Raw genomic sequence first — 23,487 nt, 5'->3', positions numbered from 1 at the left:
ATAGCAATTTTAATAGCAATTTCAATGGCAATTTCAATTTCAATAGCAATGGCAATTTTGATTTTTAAATTTCAATCGTTTATTCTAATGCTGTTCGGTCCTCCTTTGCTGATGAGCGGAGGATACCGGCAATTGTTCCTGTGCAAACCGACTCTCCTTTTTGGTTTTTCATTTGTACTTTACATTTTAATTTTCCGAATCTAAAATACACTTTTTCAGAAATAACGGTAACTTTTTCGTTTGGATAAACAGGTTTTAAAAATTCTATATCCGTTGAAGTTAAGGCAATTGAAGTATTTTTGTTAAATACATCATTTACCAAAAAAATTCCCAAACAAACCAATCCTATTTGCGCCATAACCTCGGTTAGAATGACACCTGGTGTGATGGGATTATCCTTAAAATGCCCTTTGTAAAAGTCTAAATTTTCATCAAAAGTATAGGTTCCTTCTACTCCATTTTCGTCTATCCGACTAATGTCATCTACGAACAAAAATGGTTTGGTATACGGTAATTGGGATAAAATTTCTTTACTATTCATAACTAAAATTGGAGTAAAACCCGTTGAGCCGAAAATCCGGGACCAAAACTCAAAAGCAAACCTAGTTCCCCTTTTTTGGGATTTTCGTCCATAATTCGTTCTAAAACATACAAAACGGTTGCACTCGACATATTGCCATACAATCTCAAGACTTCCTTGGTGTCATTGATGTTTTTGCCCAAACTGGAGAACAAACTTTCTACTGTTTGTACAATTTTTTTTCCACCAGGGTGAAAAATTAAATGATCAATCGCTTCAATTGAAACGTTATTTTTAGCTAAAAAAGGATGAATAATATCCGGAAAATGATTGGAAATAGTTTCGGGAACTTCGATATCCAAAACCATTTGCAAGCCTGAATTGGTGAGTTTAAAGCCCATCATGTGAATGTTGTCGTAAAAATGATACATTTCTTCGGCAAGGACTTCCGGGCCTTCGTCAGCTTCGTGGGAAGATAACAAAACACAGGCGGCTCCATCGCCAAAAATAGCGGCACTAACAATATTAGCCATCGAAAAATCGTCTAGCTGAAAAGTGGCCGTAGGACTTTCGACTGCAATTACAGCTGCCCGTTTTCCGGGATTGGCTTGCAGAAAGTTTTTGGCATAAATAATCCCCGAAACTCCTGCGGCACAACCCATTTCGGTCACTGGAAGCCTCACAATATCTTGTCGCAAATGCAACGAATTGATCAAATACGCATCCAAAGACGGAATCATGATTCCCGTACAACTTACCGTAATGATATAATCCAAGGTTTCGGGTTTCCAATTGGCTTTTTGCAACGCTTTTTGGAGTACTTTTTCGCCCAAATCAATCACTTCTCGAACGTAAATAGCATTTCGTTCCTCAAAGGAAGTTTGGGTAAAAACTTCGATTGGATCCATTATAGAATATCGCTTGTCAACGGCGGCTCCTTCAAAAATTTTCTTCACTTTCCGAATAAAACGCTCGTCTTGTCCCGCCAACCACGCATCCAAAAAAGGAATGATTTCATCGGTAGTTCTCGAATATTTGGGCAGTTGCTTGGCAACACATTTTATTTTTACACTCATTTTTTTTTGTCTTAAACAATACGTTTTTGGCTAAAGCCAATACTACATTGATTTCTTTTTTCTCCAGCTAAAGCTGGAGTCTATTGATTCCTTTTCTCCAGCTAAAGCGTGGAGTCTATTGCTTTTTTTCTCCAAATAAAACTGGAGTCTATTGATTCCTTTTTCTCCAGCTAAAGCGTGGAGTCTATTGCTTTTTTTCTCCAAATAAAGCTGGAGTTGATTCCTTTTTTTCCAGCTAAAGCTGGGAGTCTATTGCTTTTTTTTCTAAAGCTGGAGTCTATTAATTTTTTTGGCAGCATTACGATTTCAAAATGCTAACCCCAAACTTATCATTTATTGTAACTTTCCTCTAGCTTCTTTCTTCTAACTCCTAACCTCTTTCCTCTAGCTTCTTTCTTCTAACTCCTAACCTCTTTCCTCTAACTTCTAGCTTCTTTCTTCTAGCTTCTTCTTTCTAATTCCTGACCCAAAACTCTCAACCTATTTCCAAACAATCCATTGGTATCTGAAAGCCCATTTCCATTGAATAGTATAGTTTTTAAATTTATTTTTTATGGAAAACTGTTGTAATTCCACTTTTTTGAAACCCCTTAAAATGGAGGTTAAACCATCCTCACGCGACATGGCATTCAAACCAAAAACAAAACACAATCCTTGAAATAAGCGGTACGCTAGTGCGCTTCGTTGCAAATCATTAATCACAATTCCGATGCTAGCATTGGTGTTAAAAACGGTTAGAATGGTATCGATTTCACTTTCTTTAAAATGGTGTAACGTTAAGGTGCACAGCACAATATCGTATTTCAATTCGCTAAACGATTGCCCAAAAATATCTTCACAGCGGTAACTGATAGTAGGATACCCAACCGATAAATTTTGGGCGTGACCAATGGTAAAATTATTGGCATCAATCCCAATTAGTTCCAAAGGCAATTGCTCTTTTTTTCCATATTCGGCCAACGTGCGCAACATATCGCCATTGCCACAACCTACATCTACAATTCGGATGGTTGGTTGGTTTTTATTTTGATGGAGCAACTGGGCAACACCTTGTAAAGTTAATCGGTTTCCTCCTAAAAGCTGGTTTATTTTGGCAATTTTATCCAATGCTTCTCGCAAAATTTTCCCTTCCAAAGCAAAATCATCCATGATTTCGGGCGTGTCAGTTCGGTATTTGGTGTTTATTGCCATAGGTTTTCAATCGTTTGAATGTGTGTTTTAGTCTTTATTTGGATGGATAACAATTGGTTTTCCATGCGTTTTTGTGATGATAAAAGTCAAAAGTGCTGGAAACCAAATTATAATTTGCAACGCCAAAGCAGTCGCTTTTTGATGTTGTAAAAGTTGAGCTAGCCACCGTCCTGACTGGATTCGATGCTTGAAATTAAAATTCCATACTTGTGTGTATTTATGCTCTAATTTGGTTCTTGATGCGATTGTTCCCTTGTTGTATTCCGCCACCAACTCGGCCGCCAGTTTAGCACTATGAATTGCCATTGCCATGCCGTTGCCACACAACGGATGAATAAGTCCAGCGGTGTCGCCTATAAGGAGCATGTGGTCGTAAACGGCTTCTTTTTTATCAAATGCTATTTGGCTAATGGTCAATGGTTTTTCAAAAAGCAGTGTTGCATTTTCGAAAATAGATTTTAAATTTGGGTTTTTGCAAATCCACATTTTTTGGTAATCTTCGGTATTTTTGTAGGGTTTAAAGGTTTTGTAATCCGTTAAATAACAAATATTCAAGATGTCATTTTCTACTTTTGACACGCCACAATAACCGCCTTCAAAGTGGTGTAATCCCACCAAATCATCAGGGAAATTTCCAGTATAATGCGCTTTAACACCCAGCCAATTTGATTTTTTTTGAAAAAAAGAACGTTTTAGTTTTTGGTCTAAAGTGGAACGTTTGCCAAAAGCGCCAAGTACAATTTCGTATTCAAATAATTGATTAGTAGTAGTTTCTACTTTAAATTTAGTATTGCTAAAGGTTACATTCTCGACTGTTTCTTGCAGGAATTGGCAACCGTTTTCTAGTGCTTTTTGGTACAAAAAATAATCTAATGTGTACCTACTAATTCCAAATCCGCCCAGGGGCAATGCACTCGTAATGGTAGTCCCGTTTGCTGTCGAAAATTGAAGGTTGGTAATTCTAGTTGGTTGTAAAGTCTCGATTGTGATACCCAACCAATTGAAATAAGGCAAGACTTCATTCGAAATATATTCGCCACAAACTTTGTGTTTTGGGAAAGCATTTTTTTCGATTACAAGGACTTGAAACCCAATTTTTGACAGATGAATTGCGGCAGTTAATCCCGCTAAACCACCACCAATTATAAGGATTTCCTTGTTTTTCATATCAAAGTAAAATTAGACATTCCATTTGATTATTGTGGTATAACATTCTGTTAAAAATTTGCTTAATTATTGGTTTTAAGGTTTTTTAGGAACGGATTCTAGTCGTTTAGTGCGTGAGGGATAGTAGCGAAAAGCCCACAGCAAAACGGAATGGAATGGCGTTTTGCGAGGACTTGTAGCGAATAGCCCGACACCATGTATAAAAGGCGCTTTTTTGGGCAGTTGCCTAGGTGCGCCTTTTATATGTGGTGTCACGCCCAAATGGTAGTAATTTTACAGTCGTAAAAAAAAACTGCTTTATCGCAAGGACAAAGCAGTTTTATGTTTTGGGAACCAATTGGTTTTACAATCGTTCTTCTTTTATTTCATCTACAATTTCAGGGTTTAATAAGGTTGACGTATCGCCAAAATTTGAATAATCACCTTCGGCGATTTTACGAAGAATTCTACGCATGATTTTTCCAGAGCGGGTTTTGGGCAAACCAGAAACAAACTGAATTTTGTCTAGCTTGGCAATTGGCCCAATATGATCCGAAATGTATTGGTTAATTTCGATTCGTAAATTATCTTGGTTTCTGCTTTCTCCCGTTTCTTTTAGAATGACATAACCGTACAACGCATTCCCTTTGATATCGTGCGGGAAGCCTACAATTGCAGACTCGGCAACTGCTGGATGCTCATTGATGGCGTCCTCAATAGGCGCCGTTCCTAGGTTGTGCCCAGAAACAATTACCACATCATCAACACGACCTGTAATACGGTAATAGCCAACTTCGTCCCTCAAAGCACCATCGCCAGTAAAATATTTACCTGGAAAAGTAGAGAAATACGTGTCCTTGTATCGCTGGTGATCTCCCCAAATGGTTCTCGCAATTCCGGGCCAAGGGAACTTGATACACAAGCTACCTACTACTTGATTGCCTTCGATTTCGTTGCGCTTTTCGTCCATCAAAACGGGTTGAATTCCAGGTAATGGCAAGGTAGCGTAGGTTGGTTTTGTTGGGGTTACAAAGGCAATTGGCGAAATCATGATGCCGCCAGTTTCGGTTTGCCACCAAGTATCTACAACAGGACAACGCTTGTCGCCAACGTGGTCATTGTACCAGTGCCAAGCCTCTTCGTTGATAGGTTCCCCTACGGATCCAATCACTTTTAAGGATTTCAAAGGGTATTTTTGAATGTATTCTAAATTTTCTTTTGCCAAGGCACGAATGGCGGTTGGTGCGGTATAAAATTGAGTTACTTTATGTTTTTCGATGGTTTCCCAAAAGCGACTAAAATCAGGATAGGAAGGAATTCCTTCAAAAATTACTGTTGTTCCACCGTTCAATAATGGGCCGTACAAGGTGTACGAATGTCCTGTAATCCAACCAATATCAGCGGTACACCAAAAAATATCATTTTCCTCATGGCTAAAAACATTCTTGAAAGTATAGGCCGTATAGACCATATACCCAGCTGTAGTATGCACCATTCCTTTTGGTTTACCCGTCGATCCCGAAGTGTATAGGATGAATAATGGATCTTCGGCATCCATGATTTCGGCAACATTATTATCAGAAGCATCGTCTAAAAGTGGTTGCAACCATTGGTCTCGTCCTGCTTGCATTACAATTTCAGAATTCGTTCTTTGCGCCACCAAAACGGAAGTTACCGATGAACAACTTTGCAAAGCATCGTCAACAATTCCTTTTAAATCAATAGTTTTATTTCCTCTAAAACCACCATCCGAAGTGATGACCATTTTGCATTCGCTATCATTTATTCGTGCGGATACTGCCGAGGATGAAAAACCTGCAAATACCACCGAATGTATGGCTCCTATTCGAGCACAAGCTAATATTGAAACGGCTAATTCTGGAATCATAGGCAAGTAAATACATACTCGATCGCCTTTTTTTATGCCTTGTTCCCGCAACACATTTGCCATTTTGCAAACACGTTGGTGCAATTCATTATAAGTAATGTGTAATGCCGCTTCGGATGGATTATTGGGTTCAAAAATGATGGCTGTTTTTTCGCCTTTTTTGGCAAGATGTCTGTCGATACAGTTTTTGGTGATATTTACTTTTGCTTCGGTAAACCATTTTACTTCGGCTTCGGCCATATTAAAATCAACAACTTTATCCCAATATTGATACCAAGTGAAATTTTCTTCGGCTATTTTTCCCCAAAATTTCCTTGGTTCCCGAACTGATTTATTGTAATGTTTAAAATATTGTTCTAAATTTTCAATTTTATAATAGCTCATGTTTTTTAATTTTTTATAAAAGTATTAAATCTCTATTAATTCGTACAACTATTTAAGTCATTAATTATTTTTATTTGAAGAAAAAGTAGTCAAATGCCATTTTTACAAATAAAAAAAGGTGTAATAGCTCTGTATTACACCTTTTGAAATGAAAAACAACAAAAAACAATATTAATTTAACAGTTGTTTTTTGTTATGTTATTCCCAATAATATTAGGGATTACTTCACTCAACTAGCAACCTAAATTACAGTTAAGTGAATGTAATTATGCATCAGTATCAATTTTATTCTAATAAGTGCTTACTAATTCAAAATATTATGAAACCCAATGATATAATGCCAATCACAGCACACCCTCATGTGTGGTAATTCCTAATTTTTAATTATCCAATTTTTTTCATAGCAGTCATAGATTCTCTCAACCACGCTCCTACTTCTTCAATAGGATGTTGACGAATGCTACTATTTACAGCAATTAAAACGGCATTATCAACTCCATTTGAAGTAGAGAATGGTTTTCCAATTACGTTAGTATCTACTGTTTTCATGAACTCAACCAATAATGGTTTGCAAGCATGATCAAATAAATAACAACCGTATTCAGCGGTATCCGAAATGATTCTGTTCATTTCGTATAATTTTTTTCTAGCTACCGTATTGGCAATCAAAGGCAATTCGTGCAACGACTCATAATAAGCCGATTCTTCGATAATTCCAGATTGTGTCATGGTTTCAAAAGCCAATTCTACACCCGCTTTTACCATAGCAATCATCAATACTCCGTTGTCAAAGTATTCTTGCTCTGAAATAGCAGCTTCCGTTGGAGCCGTTTTTTCGAAATTAGTTTCTGCAGTTGCTGCTCTCCAGGTTAATAAATTGATGTCGTCATTTGCCCAGTCAATCATCATATTTCTTGAAAATTCTCCCGAGATAATATCATCCATGTGTTTTTGAAACAAAGGACGCATGATGTCTTTTAATTCTTCTGCCAATTCGTATGCTTCGATTTTTGCAGGATTAGAAAGACGATCCATCATGTTCGTAATTCCGCCATGTTTCAAAGCCTCGGTTATGGTTTCCCAACCGTATTGAATCAATTTTGAAGCATAAGCAGGCTCGATTCCTTTTTCGACCATTTTGTCAAAACACAAGATAGAACCTGTTTGCAACATACCACAAAGAATGGTTTGTTCTCCCATTAAATCCGATTTTACTTCGGCTACGAAAGAAGAGTTTAAAACTCCTGCTCTATGACCACCAGTGGCAACGGCATACGCTTTCGCTTGAGCGAAACCTTCACCATTTGGGTTATTCTCTGGGTGAACTGCGATCAAGGTTGGTACACCAAAACCTCTTTTATATTCTTCACGAACCTCTGAACCAGGACATTTTGGAGCACACATAATTACGGTGATGTCTTTACGAATTTGCATTCCTTCTTCAACGATGTTAAAACCGTGAGAATAGGCCAATGTTGCTCCGTTTTTCATTAAAGGCATGATAGCGGTAACTACTGCAGTGTGCTGTTTATCAGGCGTAAGGTTACAAACCAAATCAGCAGTTGGGATTAATTCTTCATACGTTCCCACTTTGAAACCATTATCAAAAGCATTGGTGTAAGAAGCTCTTTTTTCGGCAATTGCCTCTGCACGTAATGCGTAAGAAATATCTAAACCAGAATCTCTCATGTTCAAACCTTGGTTCAAACCTTGAGCGCCACAGCCTACGATAACTACTTTTTTTCCAGCTAATGCCGCTATTCCGTCAACAAATTCGGATTGATCCATGAATTCGCAAACGCCTAATTGTTCTAATTGTAATCGAAGTGGTAATGAATTGAAATAATTTGCCATTTTTTTTAATATTTAATGAATGTGTAATTTAATAATTGAGTGTGAATATTATTTTAGATCTACTAATAAGGTTGAAATTTCCATTTTGGATTTAGAAACCGAAATTCTTCCAGAGCGCACAAACTGCATGATTCCAAAAGGTTTCAATTTAGCATGAAGCTCTTCTATTTCGGAGCGTTTTCCTGATTTTGAAATCACAAAAAAGTCTCTGGAAACCGTTACAATTTCGGAGTGGCTTTCTTTGATGATATTTTGAATTTGTCTTTCGTCAAAAAGCAAGTTAGATTGTATTTTGAACAAAGCACTTTCTAGGAAAATGGTTTCTTCATCTACGTGATAAAAAGCTTTGATGACTTCGATTTGTTTTTCGATTTGTCCTACAATGTTTTTAACCCATTTTTCGGTGGTATCCACAACAATAATGAATCTAGAAACATTTTCTATTTCAGATTCGGATACATTTAAACTTAAAATATTGATGTGGCGTTTCAAGAATATTCCTGAAATCCTGTTGAGTAAGCCAACGTTATTTTCTGAATAAACAGAAATGGTGAATGTTTTATTTTCCATAAATTATTTTTGTTTAAAGTTTTCTTTGTTTAAAGTTTTGAGTGAAAAACTTGAAACTTCAAAAAGCAAACTTTTTTTTAACTCAATCTCATTTCCGAAACCGAAGCTCCTGTTGGAATCATTGGGAATACGTTATTTTCTTTTTCTACCATAACTTCCAAGAAATAGGAGTCTTTGGAAGCCATCATTTCGGCAACGGCTGCGTCTAAATCTTCTCTTTGTGTAACTTTTTTGGCTTTGATATAATAGCCTTCGGCAATGGCACAAAAATTTGGATTAACCATTACTGTGGAAGCATACCTGTTGTCAAAGAACAATTCTTGCCATTGACGCACCATTCCTAGAAACTCATTGTTTAAAACTACAATTTTAACAGGAACTTTTGTTTGATTGATGGTTCCCAATTCTTGAATGTTCATTTGGAAACCTCCATCGCCAATAATAGCAACTACTTCACGTTCTGGCATTCCCATTTTGGCACCAATAGCGGCTGGCAATGCAAATCCCATTGTTCCTAATCCACCAGAAGTAACGTTACTTTTGGTTGTGTTGAATTTGGCATAACGGCAAGCAAACATTTGGTGTTGTCCTACATCCGAAACCATTATGGCATCTCCATTCGAGTGTTTGTTAATCATTTCGATAGTTTCGCCCATCGAAATTCCTTTACCATTCGTTGGTGCTAATTCTTCGTTAATAACGGCATCCAATTCGATTTCATATTTTTCTTTGAACTCATTGTGCCAAGAATCGTGCGATTTTTTGTCTATTAATGGAATCAAAGCAGTCAGAGCTTCTTTGATATCTGCTAAAACGGCTACTTCTGTTTTTACATTTTTATCGATTTCTGCAGGATCTATTTCAAAGTGAATTACTTTGGCTTGTTTGGCATATGTGGCCAAATTTCCAGTAACACGGTCGTCAAAACGCATTCCAAGTGCAATCAAAACATCACATTCATTGGTCAAAACATTTGGTCCATAATTGCCGTGCATGCCCACCATACCCACATTCAAAGGATGATTTGTAGGCAAAGCAGAAAGTCCTAAAATAGTCCAAGCAGCAGGAATTCCTGATTTTTCAACTAATGCTTTCAATTGTTCTTCTGCTTCGCTCAAAATAACACCTTGTCCAAAAATGATATATGGTTTTTTGGCATTATTAATAATGTTCGCTGCCTCTTGCACTTTTTGAAGATTCAGAACTGGTTTTGGATGATAACTTCTTATGGAAGTACATTTTTCATAACAAAAATCCAATTCGTCAAACTGCGCATTTTTAGTAATATCAATCAAAACGGGACCAGGACGACCTGATCGAGCAATATAAAATGCTTTGGCTATAATTTCTGGAATTTCATGTGCTTCGGTAATTTGGTAATTCCATTTGGTTACCGGAGTCGAAATCCCAATAATATCGGTTTCCTGAAAGGCATCCGAACCCAATAAATGTTTTCCCACCTGACCTGTAATACAAACCAAAGGCGTAGAATCGATTTGAGCATCGGCGATTCCTGTAACTAAATTGGTTGCTCCAGGTCCTGAAGTGGCGATTGCAACACCCACTTTTCCAGTAGCTCTAGCAAAACCTTGCGCTGCGTGAGCCGCACCTTGTTCGTGACGCACCAAAACATGATGCAATTGATCTTGAAATTTATATAATTCGTCGTAAACGGGCATAATAGCACCACCTGGGTACCCATAAACCAAATCTACCCCCTCGGCTAATAAGCATCTGATAACTGCTTCTGCTCCTGTTATTTTCATTTTTTTAAACTGCTTTTGGCTATTGGCTTTTAGCCTTTAGCATTTGTTTTTAACTTTTTCATTTTCTAATGGCTAAAAGCCAAAAGCTACTAGCTTTACTTATCCGTTACACATCCTTCAGAGGCACTAGAAACCGAACGCATGTACTTCAATAAAACGCCTTGTTTTATAGGAGATATTGGTTGTTTCCAGTTGGCTTTACGGGTTGCAAAATCAGCATCCGATATTTTCATATTAATGGTGTTTTTTACAGCATCAATGGTGATGACATCGCCATTTTCGATTAATGCAATTCCGCCACCATCATACGCCTCTGGCGTGACGTGACCTACTACAAAACCATGCGAACCTCCCGAGAAACGCCCATCGGTAATCAAAGCAACGGTACTTCCTAGTCCAGCTCCCATTATGGCAGAAGTTGGTTTGAGCATTTCTGACATTCCTGGCCCACCTTTTGGACCACAATATCTTATAATTACTACGTTTCCGGGTTGCACTTCGCCACCTTGAATTCCTTTGATTACGTCTTTTTCATTTTCATAAACCACAGCTGTACCCTCAAAAAACTCTCCTTCTTTACCACTAATTTTAGCTACACAGCCTTCGGAAGCGATATTTCCATAAAGAATTTGAATGTTTCCAGTAGCTTTTAATGCTTTTTGGATTTCATGAATAACATCTTGGCCATCGTGCAAATCCGGAACCAAAGCTAAATTTTCTGCTATTGTTTTTCCAGTTACCGTCAAACAATCGCCGTGAAGCAACCCTACTTTTAGCAAATATTTCATTACTCCTGGAACACCACCTACATTGTGCAAGTCTTCCATTAAATATTTACCACTTGGTTTCAAGTCGGCAAGTAAGGGTGTTTTATCGCTAATATCCTGAAAATCTGTCAATGTTAATTCAATTCCTACGGAGTGCGCCATAGCAATTAAGTGCATCACGGCATTCGTAGAACCACCTAGAACCGCCACCATGGTAATGGCATTTTCAAAGGCTTTGCGAGTCATGATGTCACGTGGCTTAATATCTTTTTCTAACAAAATGCGGATGGCTTTTCCCGCATCGGCACATTCTTGTTTTTTTTCTGGACTCAAAGCAGGATTAGACGAGCTAAAAGGCAAACTCATTCCTAATGCTTCAATTGCCGATGACATCGTGTTAGCAGTATACATACCGCCGCACGCGCCTGCACCTGGACACGCATTTTGAATTACGCCTTTGAAATCTTCGGGTGTAATGCTGTTGCTGAATTTTTTGCCCAAAGCTTCAAAAGCCGAAACAATATTCAAATCTTCGCCTTTCCATTTCCCTGGGTGAATGGATCCACCGTACACCATAATTGATGGGCGATTGACTCTACCCATTGCCATTACAGCACCCGGCATATTCTTGTCACAACCTGGAACCGCAATCATACCGTCGTACCACTGTGCTCCCATTACGGTTTCGATAGAATCAGCGATTACATCACGAGAAACGAGAGAAAAACGCATACCGTCATTTCCATTAGAAATTCCGTCGCTAACGCCAATTGTATTAAAAATCAAACCGACTAAATCCGCATTCCAGACACTCGTTTTAATGTCTTTGGCCAAATCATTCAAGTGCATGTTACAGGTATTTCCCTCGTAACCCATGCTTACTATCCCCACTTGAGCCTTTTTTAAATCGTCTTCGGTCAAACCAATTCCGTACAACATGGCTTGAGAAGCAGGTTGTGTTTCGTCTTGGGTAATTATTTTACTGTATTTATTTAATTCCATTTTTTATTTATATTTTTTCCTAAAAACACCCTTCTGGTGTTTGGGCATTATACTATTGTTGAACGTCCTATTTGAACAAAATCTTTTTTGAAATACAAATCATCTTCATTGGTTATGTAATTTGAAATAAAATCCCCTACCTCATTGGTTCCAAACTGGGAATTCACTTTCAAATCGACCGTGACGACTTCGCTTATAATGGCTTTTTCTACGGCTTGAATCACTTTTTTGGATTCTTTTGAGAGTCCAAAATGTTCTAATAATAACGCTACTGACAAAATTGCCGCAATTGGATTGGCTATGTTTTTATCTTTTGCTTCGGTATAACAGCCGTGAATGGGTTCAAAAAGCGAATGTTTTTCGCCCAAAGATGCCGAAGCCATTAATCCAATAGAGCCTGAAATTACACTCGCTTCATCAGACAAAATATCGCCAAATAAATTGTCTGTGAGCAAAATATCAAACTGGGATGGATTCAAAACAATTTGCATCGCAGCATTATCTACGTACAAGAAATTTAAATCAACATCTGGGTATTCAACAGCAATTTCCGAGACAACTCTTCGCCACAAACGGGAAGTTTCCAGTACGTTAGCCTTGTCAACCAAGGTTACTTTTTTGCGTCTGGATTGTGCAGCTTTGAAGGCTAAATGCGTTATTTTTGAAATCTCCTCTTCATTATATTCACACAAATCCGAAGCATAGGTTCCCGCTTCGTTTGTAGTTTTTTCTCCAAAATACATCCCACCATTGAGTTCTCTATAAATGACAAAATCGGTTCCTTTTAAAATTTCTCTTTTTATAGGTGACGCATTCATCAATTTAGGATACGCTTTTATGGGGCGAATGTTGGCAAATAAACCCAATTCTTTACGGAGCTTTAATAATCCTTGTTCGGGACGAATTTTGGCTAATGGGTCATTATCATATTTAGGATCCCCAATGGCGCCAAACAAAATAGAATCTGTATTTCTACATAAATTCAGCGTTTGTTCTGGCAGTGGTTTTCCCGTTTTCTCGATAGCAATTGCTCCGATATACGCATCTTCAAAAATAAATTCATGATCATAAACAGCACCAATAGCATTCAATGCTTTCTTGGCTTGCAAGATCACTTCGGGACCAATTCCGTCTCCCGAAAGAACAGCTATTTTTAGATTCATAATTTTGTTTTTACTTTATTCGTTTGTGATTTACTAGTTTTTTACCAACTCACTATACATTTTACAAGCTTCAATAATTTGATGAATATCGCTATCTAGAACTTCTTTCTTTATATCTGCAAATTTCAAAAACTCTACATATACAATATCAAGTTGCACTTTGGTCAACTCATACCCCACTTTTTTGGCACGATACGCTAATGCTGCTCTACCACTTCTTGCCGTTAAAATGATGGATGATTCATTGACACCTACATCTAATGGATCCATGATTTCGTATGTGGCTCGGTTTTTTATCACACCATCTTGATGAATTCCTGAACTGTGTGCAAAAGCATTTGCTCCTACAATCGCTTTATTGGGTTGTACCATCATTCCCATGCTTTCGGACACCAAACGACTCATTTCATTCAATTGTTTGCTGTCAATATCCGTGTATAAATTAAGGTATGGGTGTTGTTTAAAAATCATAACCACCTCTTCAAGTGCTGTATTTCCTGCTCTTTCCCCAATACCATTTATAGTACATTCTATTTGTCTGGCTCCGTTTACCGCTCCCGCAACCGAGTTGGCTGTAGCCATACCTAAATCATTGTGACAATGACACGAAAGAATTACGTTTTCGATTCCTTTGACGTTTTCTTTCAAATATTTGATTTTCGCACCATATTCTTCTGGCAAACAGTAGCCTGTAGTATCCGGAATATTAAGTACGGTTGCTCCAGATTTAATGACTTCCTCACAGACTCGTGCCAAGAATTCATTATCGGTTCTTCCAGCATCTTCGGCATAAAATTCAACATCTTCAACATACGATTTGGCATGCGAAACGGCAAATTTTGCTCTAGCAATAATATCCTCTTTGGTGGTTTGTAATTTATGAATAATGTGGGAATCAGATGTTCCTATTCCAGTATGAATTCTAGGTTTTTTGGCATATTTCAAGGCTGCTGCTGCAACATCAATATCATTTTTTACGGCTCGCGTTAAACCACAAACAGTAGCATTCTTGACAATCTTGCTAATTTCTGAAACGGATAAAAAATCTCCTGGACTAGAAACCGGAAAACCAGCCTCTATAATATCGACTCCCATCTCATCGAGACGATTGGCAATAACAAGTTTTTGGTTGGTGTCTAATTTACATCCTGGGACTTGTTCGCCATCTCTTAAAGTGGTATCAAAAATTTGAACTTTCTCTCTATTCATTTTCATTTATTTAATGTAATTTCACATCTCCAAACAAAAATAGATTTCATTACTTTATTATAAAAACCAATTTAATGAAATATACTCTTTATAAAGCAAATATTTACTTTATAAAATACTGAAAAACAACATTTTAAGTTACATTATTTTACAATGGCTAACCATCAAAAAGATTTCTTATTCGTATTAATAAAATCACTTTCAAAGTCTGAAAAAAGACAATTTAAGATTTTTGCCAGCCGATTAGAAACCAGTTCCAATACTAAATTTATCGAGTTATTTAATATTTTAGACAAATCCGAAGCCTACGATGAGAAGATAATTCTTAAAAATGGGCTAATCAAAAAGGTGCAATTATCGAATCTAAAGTCTTATTTATACAAACAAATTCTGGTGAGTATTCGCTTGAATATTCCCAGTCAAAACATCCGTTATCAATTGCGGGAACAAATTGATTTTGCCGCCATCCTCTACAACAAAGGATTGTACAAGCAAAGTTTGAAAATTTTGGATAAAACCAAATTACAAGCCATCGAAAATGACGAAAAATATATGGCTTTTGAAATTGTAGAATTCGAAAAACTAATCGAATCCCAATACATTACCCGAAGTATTCAAGGTCGCGCCGATGAGTTAGTGATTCAGGCCAAAGAGTTGAATTACCGCAATACCATTTCGAGTAAATTATCTAATTTGTCCTTGCAATTGTATGGCATTATGCTCAAAACTGGGTATGTAAAAAGCGATGAAGAGTACCAACATATTGATGATTATTTTAATAAACACGTTGCAAAACTTGACGAAAACAAGTTTGGTTTTAGAGAAAAATATTGGTTTTACAATGCTAATTTATGGCGTAGTTTTTTGGTTCAAGACTTTCTAGGAAGTTACAAGTATGCTTACAAATGGGTTTCGTTGTTTTATGACAATCCCAATATGATTTATTTGAATCCTGTTTTTTTTCTAAAAGGAAATCATTATTTATTAGAATCCCTTTTTATGCTCAAATACAAATCAAAGTTTAAGGAATACTTGGACTTATTAGAGCACACCATCGAGGATCCAAAATTCCCAATGAACGACAATATTGCTTCCTTATCGTTTTTATATTTGTACAATAATAAATTAAATTATCACATTCTAGAAGGAACTTTTGCCGAAAGCGAATACCTAATTCCAGAGGTTTTGAACAAGATAAAACTCCACAGCGAGCACCTTGACGAGCACCACGAAATGTTGTTTTACTACAAGATTGCTTCTATTTATTTTGGAAATGAAAAATATGCCGAATCGATTTTTTATTTGGAAAAAATAATAAACAATAAAAATCTTTCTATGCGAGAAGATTTAATGTGTTTTGCAAGATTGCTTTGCTTGATTGCCCATTTTGAATTGGGAAAAGATTATTATCTGGAAAACCAACTCAAGAATACCTATAAGTTTTTGATTAAAATGAATGATTTACAAGAAGTACAAAAAGAAATTATCCGTTTCTTAAAAAACTTAAACTCAATCTATCCAAGCGAAATCAAAAAGGAGTTTATCAAAATGAAAGAACGTTTTATTGAATTAGAAAAAAACACCTACGAAAAGCGCGCTTTTTTATATCTAGATATTATTTCATGGTTAGAAAGTAAAATAGAAAACCGGAAAATAAGCGACATCATTAAAGAAAAAGCCAAATTAAATAACCGATAAAATAAAAAAAACTTCCAAAATTTTTGGAAGCTTTTTTTATTGTAAGTACGCGATACGCCTATCGTTTCAAGGTGAAATGCGCTCTAAAAACTTTGGTAGTTGCTAGCTCTTCATATTCAACCGTAAACCAGTAATCATCAGCTGGAAGTGGTTGTCCGTTATACGTTCCATCCCAGCCCTGTTCTGTTGGGCTAATTTGTTTTAGCAATTTACCATAGCGATCAAAGAGGAATATTTTGGAATTGGGTTGCCCATTTAAACCAACAATATTCCAATTTTCATTGTACCCATCCCCGTTTGGAGTAAAGAATTTTGGGTATCCAATGATGAAAACATTTTGAGTCAAATTCGTACACCCATTAGTATCGCCCACCGTTACTTGATGCGGCCCCAAACTCACATTGGTAAAAAGATTCGAAACTTGAAAAGGCCCATCGTCCAATTGGTACTCGTAAACACCATTTCCTCCCGAAACCGTAACCGTAATAGTTGCATCATCAGCGAAAGCTGGGGTTTGTGTAGTTGCAATAGTGGTGGCTGGGAACGAAGCTGTAATGGTTGCTGTGGCAGGAAGTGAGATACAGCCCGTACTTTTATTGGTGGCAATAACACTGTAATCGCCCGCAACTAAAGCCTCATAGGAACTACCAATAGCACCCGCAATTGGAGTCGTTGATGGACTCAAGAACCACTCAAAAGTATGTGTTGTAGCACTCAATCCTGTAGCCAACGTATAAGTTTCAAAAGCAATATTAGAAGTTTGATTGACACAAATAATGCCGTCCGCAAGCGTTGGATTTGGCAATGAATTCACCAATACTTTGATGGCAAGTGGTTTTCCTTGACAACCGTTTAAACTTGGAGTTACCGTATATATTACGAAACCTTGCGCAGTACCAGTTGCTTCTAGCACTTGATTAATTGTATTTCCAGACCCATTTGTTGCTCCCGTAACTCCCGTTTGAACCACCGTCCAATCAAAAGTTGTCGCTACCATTAACGGATTTGGAGCTAGAGAAATACTGGGACTTTCGCCGCTGCAAATGGTGGTAAGCGTAGGGCCAAAAACTTCTGGGGAAGGATTTACTGTTACGATTACTTTTATGGGTAAGCCTACACAAGCGTTTTTTGTTGGCGTTATAGTATACTCAACAGTACCTGCTACAGATCCAGTTGCTATTAGTTTTTGAGTAATAGCAGTTCCCGTTCCAGCAGTTGCGCCTGATACTCCATTTTGAATTACAGTCCAATTAAACGCTGCACCAACAACATTGGGAGACGTTAATGCAATAGCTGTAGTTTCGCCTGAACATAAAGTTGCTGCAGTAGGATTTGCATTGGCAATGGGTACAGGAATTACATCAATAGTTACCGTTATAGGTTGTCCGTAGCAACCATTTAAAACTGGTTTAATGGTGTATACTACTTGTCCCGTGTTATTAGTAATAGTTGTTAACGTTTGTACAATAGCTAATCCAGACCCTGCTAGAGCTCCAGCAACATTGGTTTGAACCACATTCCATTCGTAAGTAGCACCGGCCAAATTACTCGATAAAACGAAGGATGTAGTATCTCCTGAACAAATAGCTTGTAGGCTCGGAGTGGCTTTGGCTATCGGAACAGGAGTTACATCAATTGTTACGGTTATTGGGCTTCCAGAACAGCCATTGGCCGTTGGAATTATGCTATAAATTACAGTTCCTAGCACACTTCCTGTGGCAGTAAGTGCTTGCGAAATACTCGCTCCAGTTCCTGCACTTGCTCCTGTTGCTCCTGTTTGTGAGAGCACCGTCCAGTTGTAAGTAGTGGCGGCAATCGTACTGGAAAGCACAATTCCTGTTTGATCGCCCGAACATATTTTTTGTGATGCTGGTGTGGCTGTTGCAACTGGCGACGGTTTAATGGTAACTGTTGCAGTTCCTGAAACCGTTTGCGAACATAAAGTGGTAGGATTAGTTGCGCTTACCAAACTGTAAATGGTAGTTACCAGTAAATTTCCTGTTGGTAGACTGGCTTTTCCAGTAGCATCCAGAACTAATGTTAAAGCTGTTCCGCCATTTATAGTATAGCTAACAGTAGCATTAGGAGTTCCAGTAAATAATATCGTAGTTCCTGTACCTAAACACACTCCTGCACTCCCTGATATACTTGCGGTAGGCAAATCATTCACCACAATAGTCATTGTTGTGGTGGTGGCACAAAGTCCGGTAGCTGGTAAAAAAGTATATAGTGTAGTTTTTGTATTGTCTAATGTTGGTGACCAAGTTCCCGCTATGCCGTTGGTCGAAGTGGTTGGCAATGCCGCCAAAATAGTTCCTGAACAAATAGGAGTCACCGCTGTAAAAGTGGGAGTCACTTTGCTATTGACCGTAATTGTCATAGTAGCATTCGTTGCACATAATCCAGCAGTTGGTTTAAAAGTGTACAGAGTAGTTTTTGTATTGTCTAATCCTGGCGACCAAGTTCCTGTTATACCATTATTAGAAGTAGTTGGCAATGCTGCCAAAATCGTTCCCGCACAAATCGCACTTACTTGCGTAAATGTTGGTGTAACATTGGGCGTAATAGTGGTGGTTAATGTTTGCTTATTGGCACACGGAAAAGAAGTATTTGGAGTAAATTCATAGCTTCCTGCAATCGTATTGTTGATGGTAGCGGGAAACCATGTTCCAACTATTCCGTTGGGAGAAGTTATAGCCAAAATCGGAGCCGTTGAACCCGAGCAGAACGCTGGTATTGCTGCAAAGTTTGGAGTTGCAACATTGCTAACTGTTTCTGAAGGTACACAAGGCGTACCATTTGCAACGAGTGTAAATGTTACACATTGATTTCGGGAAGCTACATTTACAACAAAATGAGAGGGAGACAACCAATTCCCAGTTACAGGTGCTCCACCATCTATGGTATAGGTATATGTAAAACTACTTTGACCCACATTAGCAAAATCAAAATAAAGAGTAGTTGCTGTAGATTGCGCATAATCTATAAATAAACTCAATCGTTTGCCATTATCAGCCACCACTTTTACAGGAATAACGGCTCTTGCTCCTTCGCAACCTGAAATCGTTTGACTCACATAATAATTAATAGTTCCCGCTACTGCTGTGGACGGAATTGGAGCTGTTGTCGAAGCAATTCCTCCTGTAGCATTCGTACCATACCAATTTAATGTTGCACCTGGCAATGCCGAAGCTATAAGTGCAGTTGCAATGCTACCTTGACAATAATCGCTTGGTGGAGTAACACTTGGTAATGGCACCTGTGGACTCACAACAATGGTACCGATTAATATAGCCGCTGGCGAACAACCGCCAGTTGTAGCAACCGAATAATTGAAAGTTCCTGATTGTGATGGTGTTCCAGTGATTGTAAAAATTCCAGCTGAAAAAGTTCCTGTAACCCCTGTTGGCAATGAACCCGTTAGGACTGCACTTGTAGCGCTTCCGATTATGGCATAGGTAATGGGATTTATCGCAGTATTGATACAAGGTGTTTGTGATGTTGTGGCTGTCGCCGATGTCAACGTGAGTATCGATGAAGGACTCACAACTATAGATCCAACTAAAGTTACTGTTGGTAAACACCCTCCTGTTGTAGCAACCGAATAATTAAAAGTTCCCGATTGTGATGGGGTTCCTGCAATAGTATAAACGCCAAAGGCAAAATTCCCCGTAACGCCTGTTGGCAAACTGCCTGTTAAAATTGCCCCAGTTGCTGATCCGCCTATGGTATACGAAATAGTATTTATACCACTATTAATACATGGCGTTTGAGCTGTTGAAGCTGGTGCTGATGTCAAAGTAAGCGAAGGTAACGGACTCACAACAATATCAAAAGTGGTTGCTGGACCTGTACAAAATCCTAAAGCATCGGTTGCAGTAACCGTAATAGTTGCCGTTTGTGCTACAGCACTAGTGTTCAATGCAGTAAAAGCAGTAATATCTCCAGAACCAGAAGCTGGAATTCCAATAGTTATATTGGTATTAGTCCATTTGAACGTAGCGGTAGCATCTGGACTTGTAAAATCTATAAGTGAAACCGTTGTATTGGCACAATTCGTAATTTTTACAATAGGATTTACTATTGGCACCACGCAATTGGAAGCTACACAATTGGCAGACACAGGTTCAGGACAAGCGCTACCAACTGGTGTAAAGGTTAACGATACACTTTGCCCTGCTGTTAAACCAGTAACGGTCAATGTGGTGGTTGGACTCGAAATAGTTCCTGTTACGGTCGCCGCCAAAGCTGGAGTATACGAATAAGTATACCCAGTTGCTCCAGCAATTGCATTCCAATTAAAGGTAACGCTTGTTGCTGTAGCGGTGCCACAACTTATAGTTAATATTGGGGTTGTATTTAGTGTTACTGTAGCAACACTTACACTATTTACACAAGGTGCTGTTCCTAGAATGGTGTATGAAAAAGTACTCGTTGTAGCTCCTATTGCCGGAGAATAACTTCCCACAAGAGCATTAAAAGTACCTCCCGTTCCAGTCGTTCTAGACCATGAACCGCCTGCTTGCTCACCACTTATTAAAGTGAATAAATCGATAGCCGTTGTACTTGATTCACAAACCGAGATTCCACCCGAAGTTCCTGCATTGGGTTGTGTATTGATGGTTATCGTACCAATACTCGTATCATTTACACAAGGAGCAGTTCCTAAAACCGAATAGGTAAAGGTACTCGTTGTTGCTCCTACAGCTGGCGTATAGGTTGCCGATCCTGCATTGAATGTTCCTCCAGTTCCAGAAGTTCTAGCCCAAGTTCCACCCGCTTGTTCGCCACTTATTAAACTGTACAAATCAATAGCTGTAGTACTCGATTCACATACCGTAATCCCGCCATCTGTTCCAGCACTAGGTTGCGGAATAATAGTTACAGTTGCCTTACTGACAGCCGCCAAACAGGCTGCTGTAGCAGTAAGAGTATATGAAAAAGTACTTGTTGTGGCTCTTATTGCTGGTGCAAAAGTGCCTGCTCCTGCAGTAAATGTCCCTCCTGTTCCAGAAGTTCTAGCCCAAGTTCCACCCGTTTGCTCCCCACTTATTAAACTGTATAAATCGATAGTTGTAGTATTAGATTCACATGCGGTTGCTCCGCCATCAGTACCTGCATTGGGTTGCACATTGATAGTAATGTCAAAAGTAGACGAACCCGCTGCCTGACAAATACTGGCATCGGCACCAACAGCATATTTTACGGTATATGTTCCTGCCGTACTCAACGAAGGATTAATAACTCCTGTTGTGGAATTAATTGACAACGTTCCCGCTCCTGCAAATTTACTCCAAGTACCACCAGCCGTAAAAGTAGCAGGAGTTGTTTTTACTGGTGTTACTACCGTAGTGGTTTGACATACTGGTGTTGGGTAAGTAAAAGCAGTATTAGAGGTTCCTGGGGAAATAGCAACTGTAATCGATTTACTCGGCCTACAAGAACTCGTAACTTGTGGTATAAAGGTAATATCATCTATACCAAAATCATTTCCAGATGCCGAAATTTCGGTATCATACAATTCAACGGTCGCAGTAGTAATTCCAGCCCCTGCAGTCCAAGTATGTTTAAAATTTAACCATCCTCCAGCAGTAACTGTTGGCGCAACATCTATTGCTGATGCTACACTATTATTGACAATAACACCATTTATTTTGAGCTGTAATTTTGCAGGGTGAGCAGCGTCCGTAGAAGTAATTGTTCTTAAAAAATAATCAAAATCGTATACTATTCCTGGCTTAACGGCTATATTTTGCCCCCAAACTTTATCGCCCAATGTTTTTGAACCATCGGTAATAAACATATTTCCTGTACCACTGTAATCCGTAGCGGTATCATAAACAGATCCCCAAGTTTTAGGATTCGAAATAACGCCATACGCTTGTTGTACAAAAGTTGGATTCGTAGCGTAATAGGCATAACTTGATGAAAATCCTGCGGTATCTTTCTCAAAATCGCCATTATAAACCAAATTTGTCAATAAGCCACTAGGTGCATTGGCAGTTACTGTATAAACCGTATTTTGAGTTGGTGTTACTGTAATTGATGTGGCATTGGGAGTCGTAAGCGTAGGATCTACTGGAGTTGCTGTCCAAGTATAGCCAGACATATTGGCTGCTTTTAGCGTTATTGTTGTTCCATTGCAAATTGATGTGTTTACTGGTTGCAAGCTTGTTGCTGGAACAAGTGCCGGATTTGCAGTTGTGCCTGCGGCAATAGTCATGTCTACAATGGGGTCAATTACTACCGATGTCGTTTTTTTTCCAATAGGGGAATTAGTATCTGTTACTTCTATCGTGTAGGTGTCTGCAACAAGATTTGTAAAAATCCCAGTCGCATTGCTCGTTGAAACCCCAGTAGACGGAGTCAATTTATACGAATACGGTTGAACTCCTCCAAACCCATAGGCCGAAATAGAAGCATCCGTTAAACCTGGGCAAGAAATACCAATGTGTGAGGCACTTATTGCTAATGGTAATGGTGGTGCGATTAGCGACAAATCATCAAGTGCAAAATCATTCCCATTTGGCGAGGCTGTTGGCGTAGATAATTCAATACGCACATATTTTCCACCAGTTCCACTAGGCGTGATTTCATAAACAACTTGCTGCCATGTGGTACTATTTACGGTGGCACTGCCTGATTTTAAAACCGGAGTACAGCCACAATTATCCAAAGCCTCTATTTTAATAATTGGATTGGGAAAGGAACTATTACTTGTGCCGTTTTTATTAATATTTACTACCCAGTAGGAAAAAGTATACGTTGTACCGCCTTGTAATTGAATGTTTGGATTTTGTTTCCAAAAAATTTGATTGTTGGCATCCACAACCATCATTTTAGATCCCGAATGCGGGGTAACATTAATAAAACTACTGGTATTCATGGGACCTGAATTCCCTGTCAAGGCATAATTTCCGTCTGCGCTTATGCCACTTGTGCCAGGAGAAATATTGGTGTAACCATTGCTATCAAAACCGCCAGCACCCTCAAATCCTGGGTTGTTGGCGGTTATGAGATTTTGTCCTTTGGCATTAAAAGTAAAAAGAAAGCAAAAAACAAATACAATGAAAAATCTCTTTTTTGGGGCAAAAAGGGAATAACAAGAATTTTGTAACATATAAAAACGGGTTAGTAGGTGTGGTAATTTTTAGTTTCTAAAAAAATAAAATTAACAACAAAAAATTATTCTTTTGATAAAAAAATACCTTCAATTGTATATTAATTTAGTAGAAACGTTAAATTTATGTAAA

General features: G+C 38.3%; 13 protein-coding genes. 1 reads left to right on the top strand and 12 read right to left on the bottom strand.

Going from position 1 to position 23,487, the window contains the following annotated elements; translation table 11 throughout:
- Positions 1-79 precede the first annotated feature (79 nt).
- The 11 genes from FNW21_RS00970 to FNW21_RS00920 form a co-directional block, all read right to left on the bottom strand.
- On the bottom strand, positions 80-541 hold the full coding sequence (locus FNW21_RS00970; RefSeq protein ID WP_144254859.1) for a 3-hydroxyacyl-ACP dehydratase FabZ family protein: 462 nt from the start codon (positions 539-541) through the stop codon (positions 80-82).
- A gap of 2 nt (positions 542-543) precedes the next feature.
- Positions 544-1,596 carry a type III polyketide synthase gene (locus FNW21_RS00965; protein WP_144254858.1) on the bottom strand — a complete coding sequence of 351 codons (1,053 nt, stop codon included), beginning with the start codon at positions 1,594-1,596 and terminating at the stop codon, positions 544-546.
- 480 nt (positions 1,597-2,076) lie between these two features.
- Positions 2,077-2,787, bottom strand: a complete 711-nt coding sequence (locus FNW21_RS00960; protein WP_144254857.1) for a methyltransferase domain-containing protein — start codon at positions 2,785-2,787, stop codon at positions 2,077-2,079.
- Between the two features lie 27 nt (positions 2,788-2,814).
- Positions 2,815-3,954: an NAD(P)/FAD-dependent oxidoreductase gene (locus FNW21_RS00955; protein ID WP_144254856.1), complete on the bottom strand. Its 1,140-nt coding sequence runs from the start codon at positions 3,952-3,954 to the stop codon at positions 2,815-2,817.
- A gap of 343 nt (positions 3,955-4,297) precedes the next feature.
- Complete coding sequence (gene acs, locus FNW21_RS00950; RefSeq protein ID WP_144254855.1) at positions 4,298-6,205, bottom strand: acetate--CoA ligase; 1,908 nt, start codon at positions 6,203-6,205, stop codon at positions 4,298-4,300.
- Between the two features lie 384 nt (positions 6,206-6,589).
- Positions 6,590-8,059, bottom strand: coding sequence for a ketol-acid reductoisomerase (ilvC, locus tag FNW21_RS00945; RefSeq protein WP_144254854.1), 1,470 nt, complete (start codon positions 8,057-8,059; stop codon positions 6,590-6,592).
- Positions 8,060-8,107: 48 nt separating this feature from the next.
- A complete protein-coding gene (gene ilvN, locus FNW21_RS00940; protein ID WP_144254853.1) occupies positions 8,108-8,629 on the bottom strand; it encodes an acetolactate synthase small subunit in 522 nt (173 codons plus the stop codon).
- A gap of 77 nt (positions 8,630-8,706) precedes the next feature.
- Complete coding sequence (gene ilvB, locus FNW21_RS00935) at positions 8,707-10,395, bottom strand: biosynthetic-type acetolactate synthase large subunit (protein ID WP_144254852.1); 1,689 nt, start codon at positions 10,393-10,395, stop codon at positions 8,707-8,709.
- A gap of 95 nt (positions 10,396-10,490) precedes the next feature.
- Positions 10,491-12,164 carry a dihydroxy-acid dehydratase gene (gene ilvD, locus FNW21_RS00930; RefSeq protein ID WP_144254851.1) on the bottom strand — a complete coding sequence of 558 codons (1,674 nt, stop codon included), beginning with the start codon at positions 12,162-12,164 and terminating at the stop codon, positions 10,491-10,493.
- A gap of 47 nt (positions 12,165-12,211) precedes the next feature.
- A complete protein-coding gene (gene leuB / locus FNW21_RS00925; protein ID WP_144254850.1) occupies positions 12,212-13,327 on the bottom strand; it encodes a 3-isopropylmalate dehydrogenase in 1,116 nt (371 codons plus the stop codon).
- Between the two features lie 33 nt (positions 13,328-13,360).
- Complete coding sequence (locus FNW21_RS00920; protein ID WP_144254849.1) at positions 13,361-14,536, bottom strand: 2-isopropylmalate synthase; 1,176 nt, start codon at positions 14,534-14,536, stop codon at positions 13,361-13,363.
- Between the two features lie 153 nt (positions 14,537-14,689).
- Between FNW21_RS00920 and FNW21_RS00915 the strand changes: the two genes are divergently transcribed.
- A complete protein-coding gene (locus FNW21_RS00915) occupies positions 14,690-16,234 on the top strand; it encodes a hypothetical protein (RefSeq protein WP_144254848.1) in 1,545 nt (514 codons plus the stop codon).
- A gap of 58 nt (positions 16,235-16,292) precedes the next feature.
- Here the strand turns inward: FNW21_RS00915 and FNW21_RS00910 are convergent, their stop codons facing one another.
- Positions 16,293-23,354, bottom strand: a complete 7,062-nt coding sequence (locus tag FNW21_RS00910; protein ID WP_144254847.1) for a PKD-like domain-containing protein — start codon at positions 23,352-23,354, stop codon at positions 16,293-16,295.
- Positions 23,355-23,487 lie beyond the last annotated feature (133 nt).

It is taken from the genome of Flavobacterium restrictum, from assembly GCF_007097245.1.
Taxonomy (GTDB): Bacteria; Bacteroidota; Bacteroidia; order Flavobacteriales; family Flavobacteriaceae; genus Flavobacterium; species Flavobacterium restrictum.
Note: the sequence above shows the minus strand (reverse complement) of the source record. Positions and strands in the feature narration are given on the sequence as shown.

What these genes read in the sequence shown, in the direction of transcription:
- ilvB (WP_144254852.1), bottom strand. Translation starts at nt 10,395, where the DNA reads ATGAAAATAACAGGAGCAGAAGCAGTTATCAGATGCTTATTAGCCGAG.
- FNW21_RS00915 (WP_144254848.1), top strand. Translation starts at nt 14,690, where the DNA reads ATGGCTAACCATCAAAAAGATTTCTTATTCGTATTAATAAAATCACTT.
- FNW21_RS00920 (WP_144254849.1), bottom strand. Translation starts at nt 14,536, where the DNA reads ATGAATAGAGAGAAAGTTCAAATTTTTGATACCACTTTAAGAGATGGC.
- FNW21_RS00970 (WP_144254859.1), bottom strand. Translation starts at nt 541, where the DNA reads ATGAATAGTAAAGAAATTTTATCCCAATTACCGTATACCAAACCATTT.
- FNW21_RS00910 (WP_144254847.1), bottom strand. Translation starts at nt 23,354, where the DNA reads ATGTTACAAAATTCTTGTTATTCCCTTTTTGCCCCAAAAAAGAGATTT.
- acs (WP_144254855.1), bottom strand. Translation starts at nt 6,205, where the DNA reads ATGAGCTATTATAAAATTGAAAATTTAGAACAATATTTTAAACATTAC.
- ilvN (WP_144254853.1), bottom strand. Translation starts at nt 8,629, where the DNA reads ATGGAAAATAAAACATTCACCATTTCTGTTTATTCAGAAAATAACGTT.
- FNW21_RS00960 (WP_144254857.1), bottom strand. Translation starts at nt 2,787, where the DNA reads ATGGCAATAAACACCAAATACCGAACTGACACGCCCGAAATCATGGAT.
- FNW21_RS00965 (WP_144254858.1), bottom strand. Translation starts at nt 1,596, where the DNA reads ATGAGTGTAAAAATAAAATGTGTTGCCAAGCAACTGCCCAAATATTCG.
- ilvC (WP_144254854.1), bottom strand. Translation starts at nt 8,059, where the DNA reads ATGGCAAATTATTTCAATTCATTACCACTTCGATTACAATTAGAACAA.
- leuB (WP_144254850.1), bottom strand. Translation starts at nt 13,327, where the DNA reads ATGAATCTAAAAATAGCTGTTCTTTCGGGAGACGGAATTGGTCCCGAA.
- ilvD (WP_144254851.1), bottom strand. Translation starts at nt 12,164, where the DNA reads ATGGAATTAAATAAATACAGTAAAATAATTACCCAAGACGAAACACAA.
- FNW21_RS00955 (WP_144254856.1), bottom strand. Translation starts at nt 3,954, where the DNA reads ATGAAAAACAAGGAAATCCTTATAATTGGTGGTGGTTTAGCGGGATTA.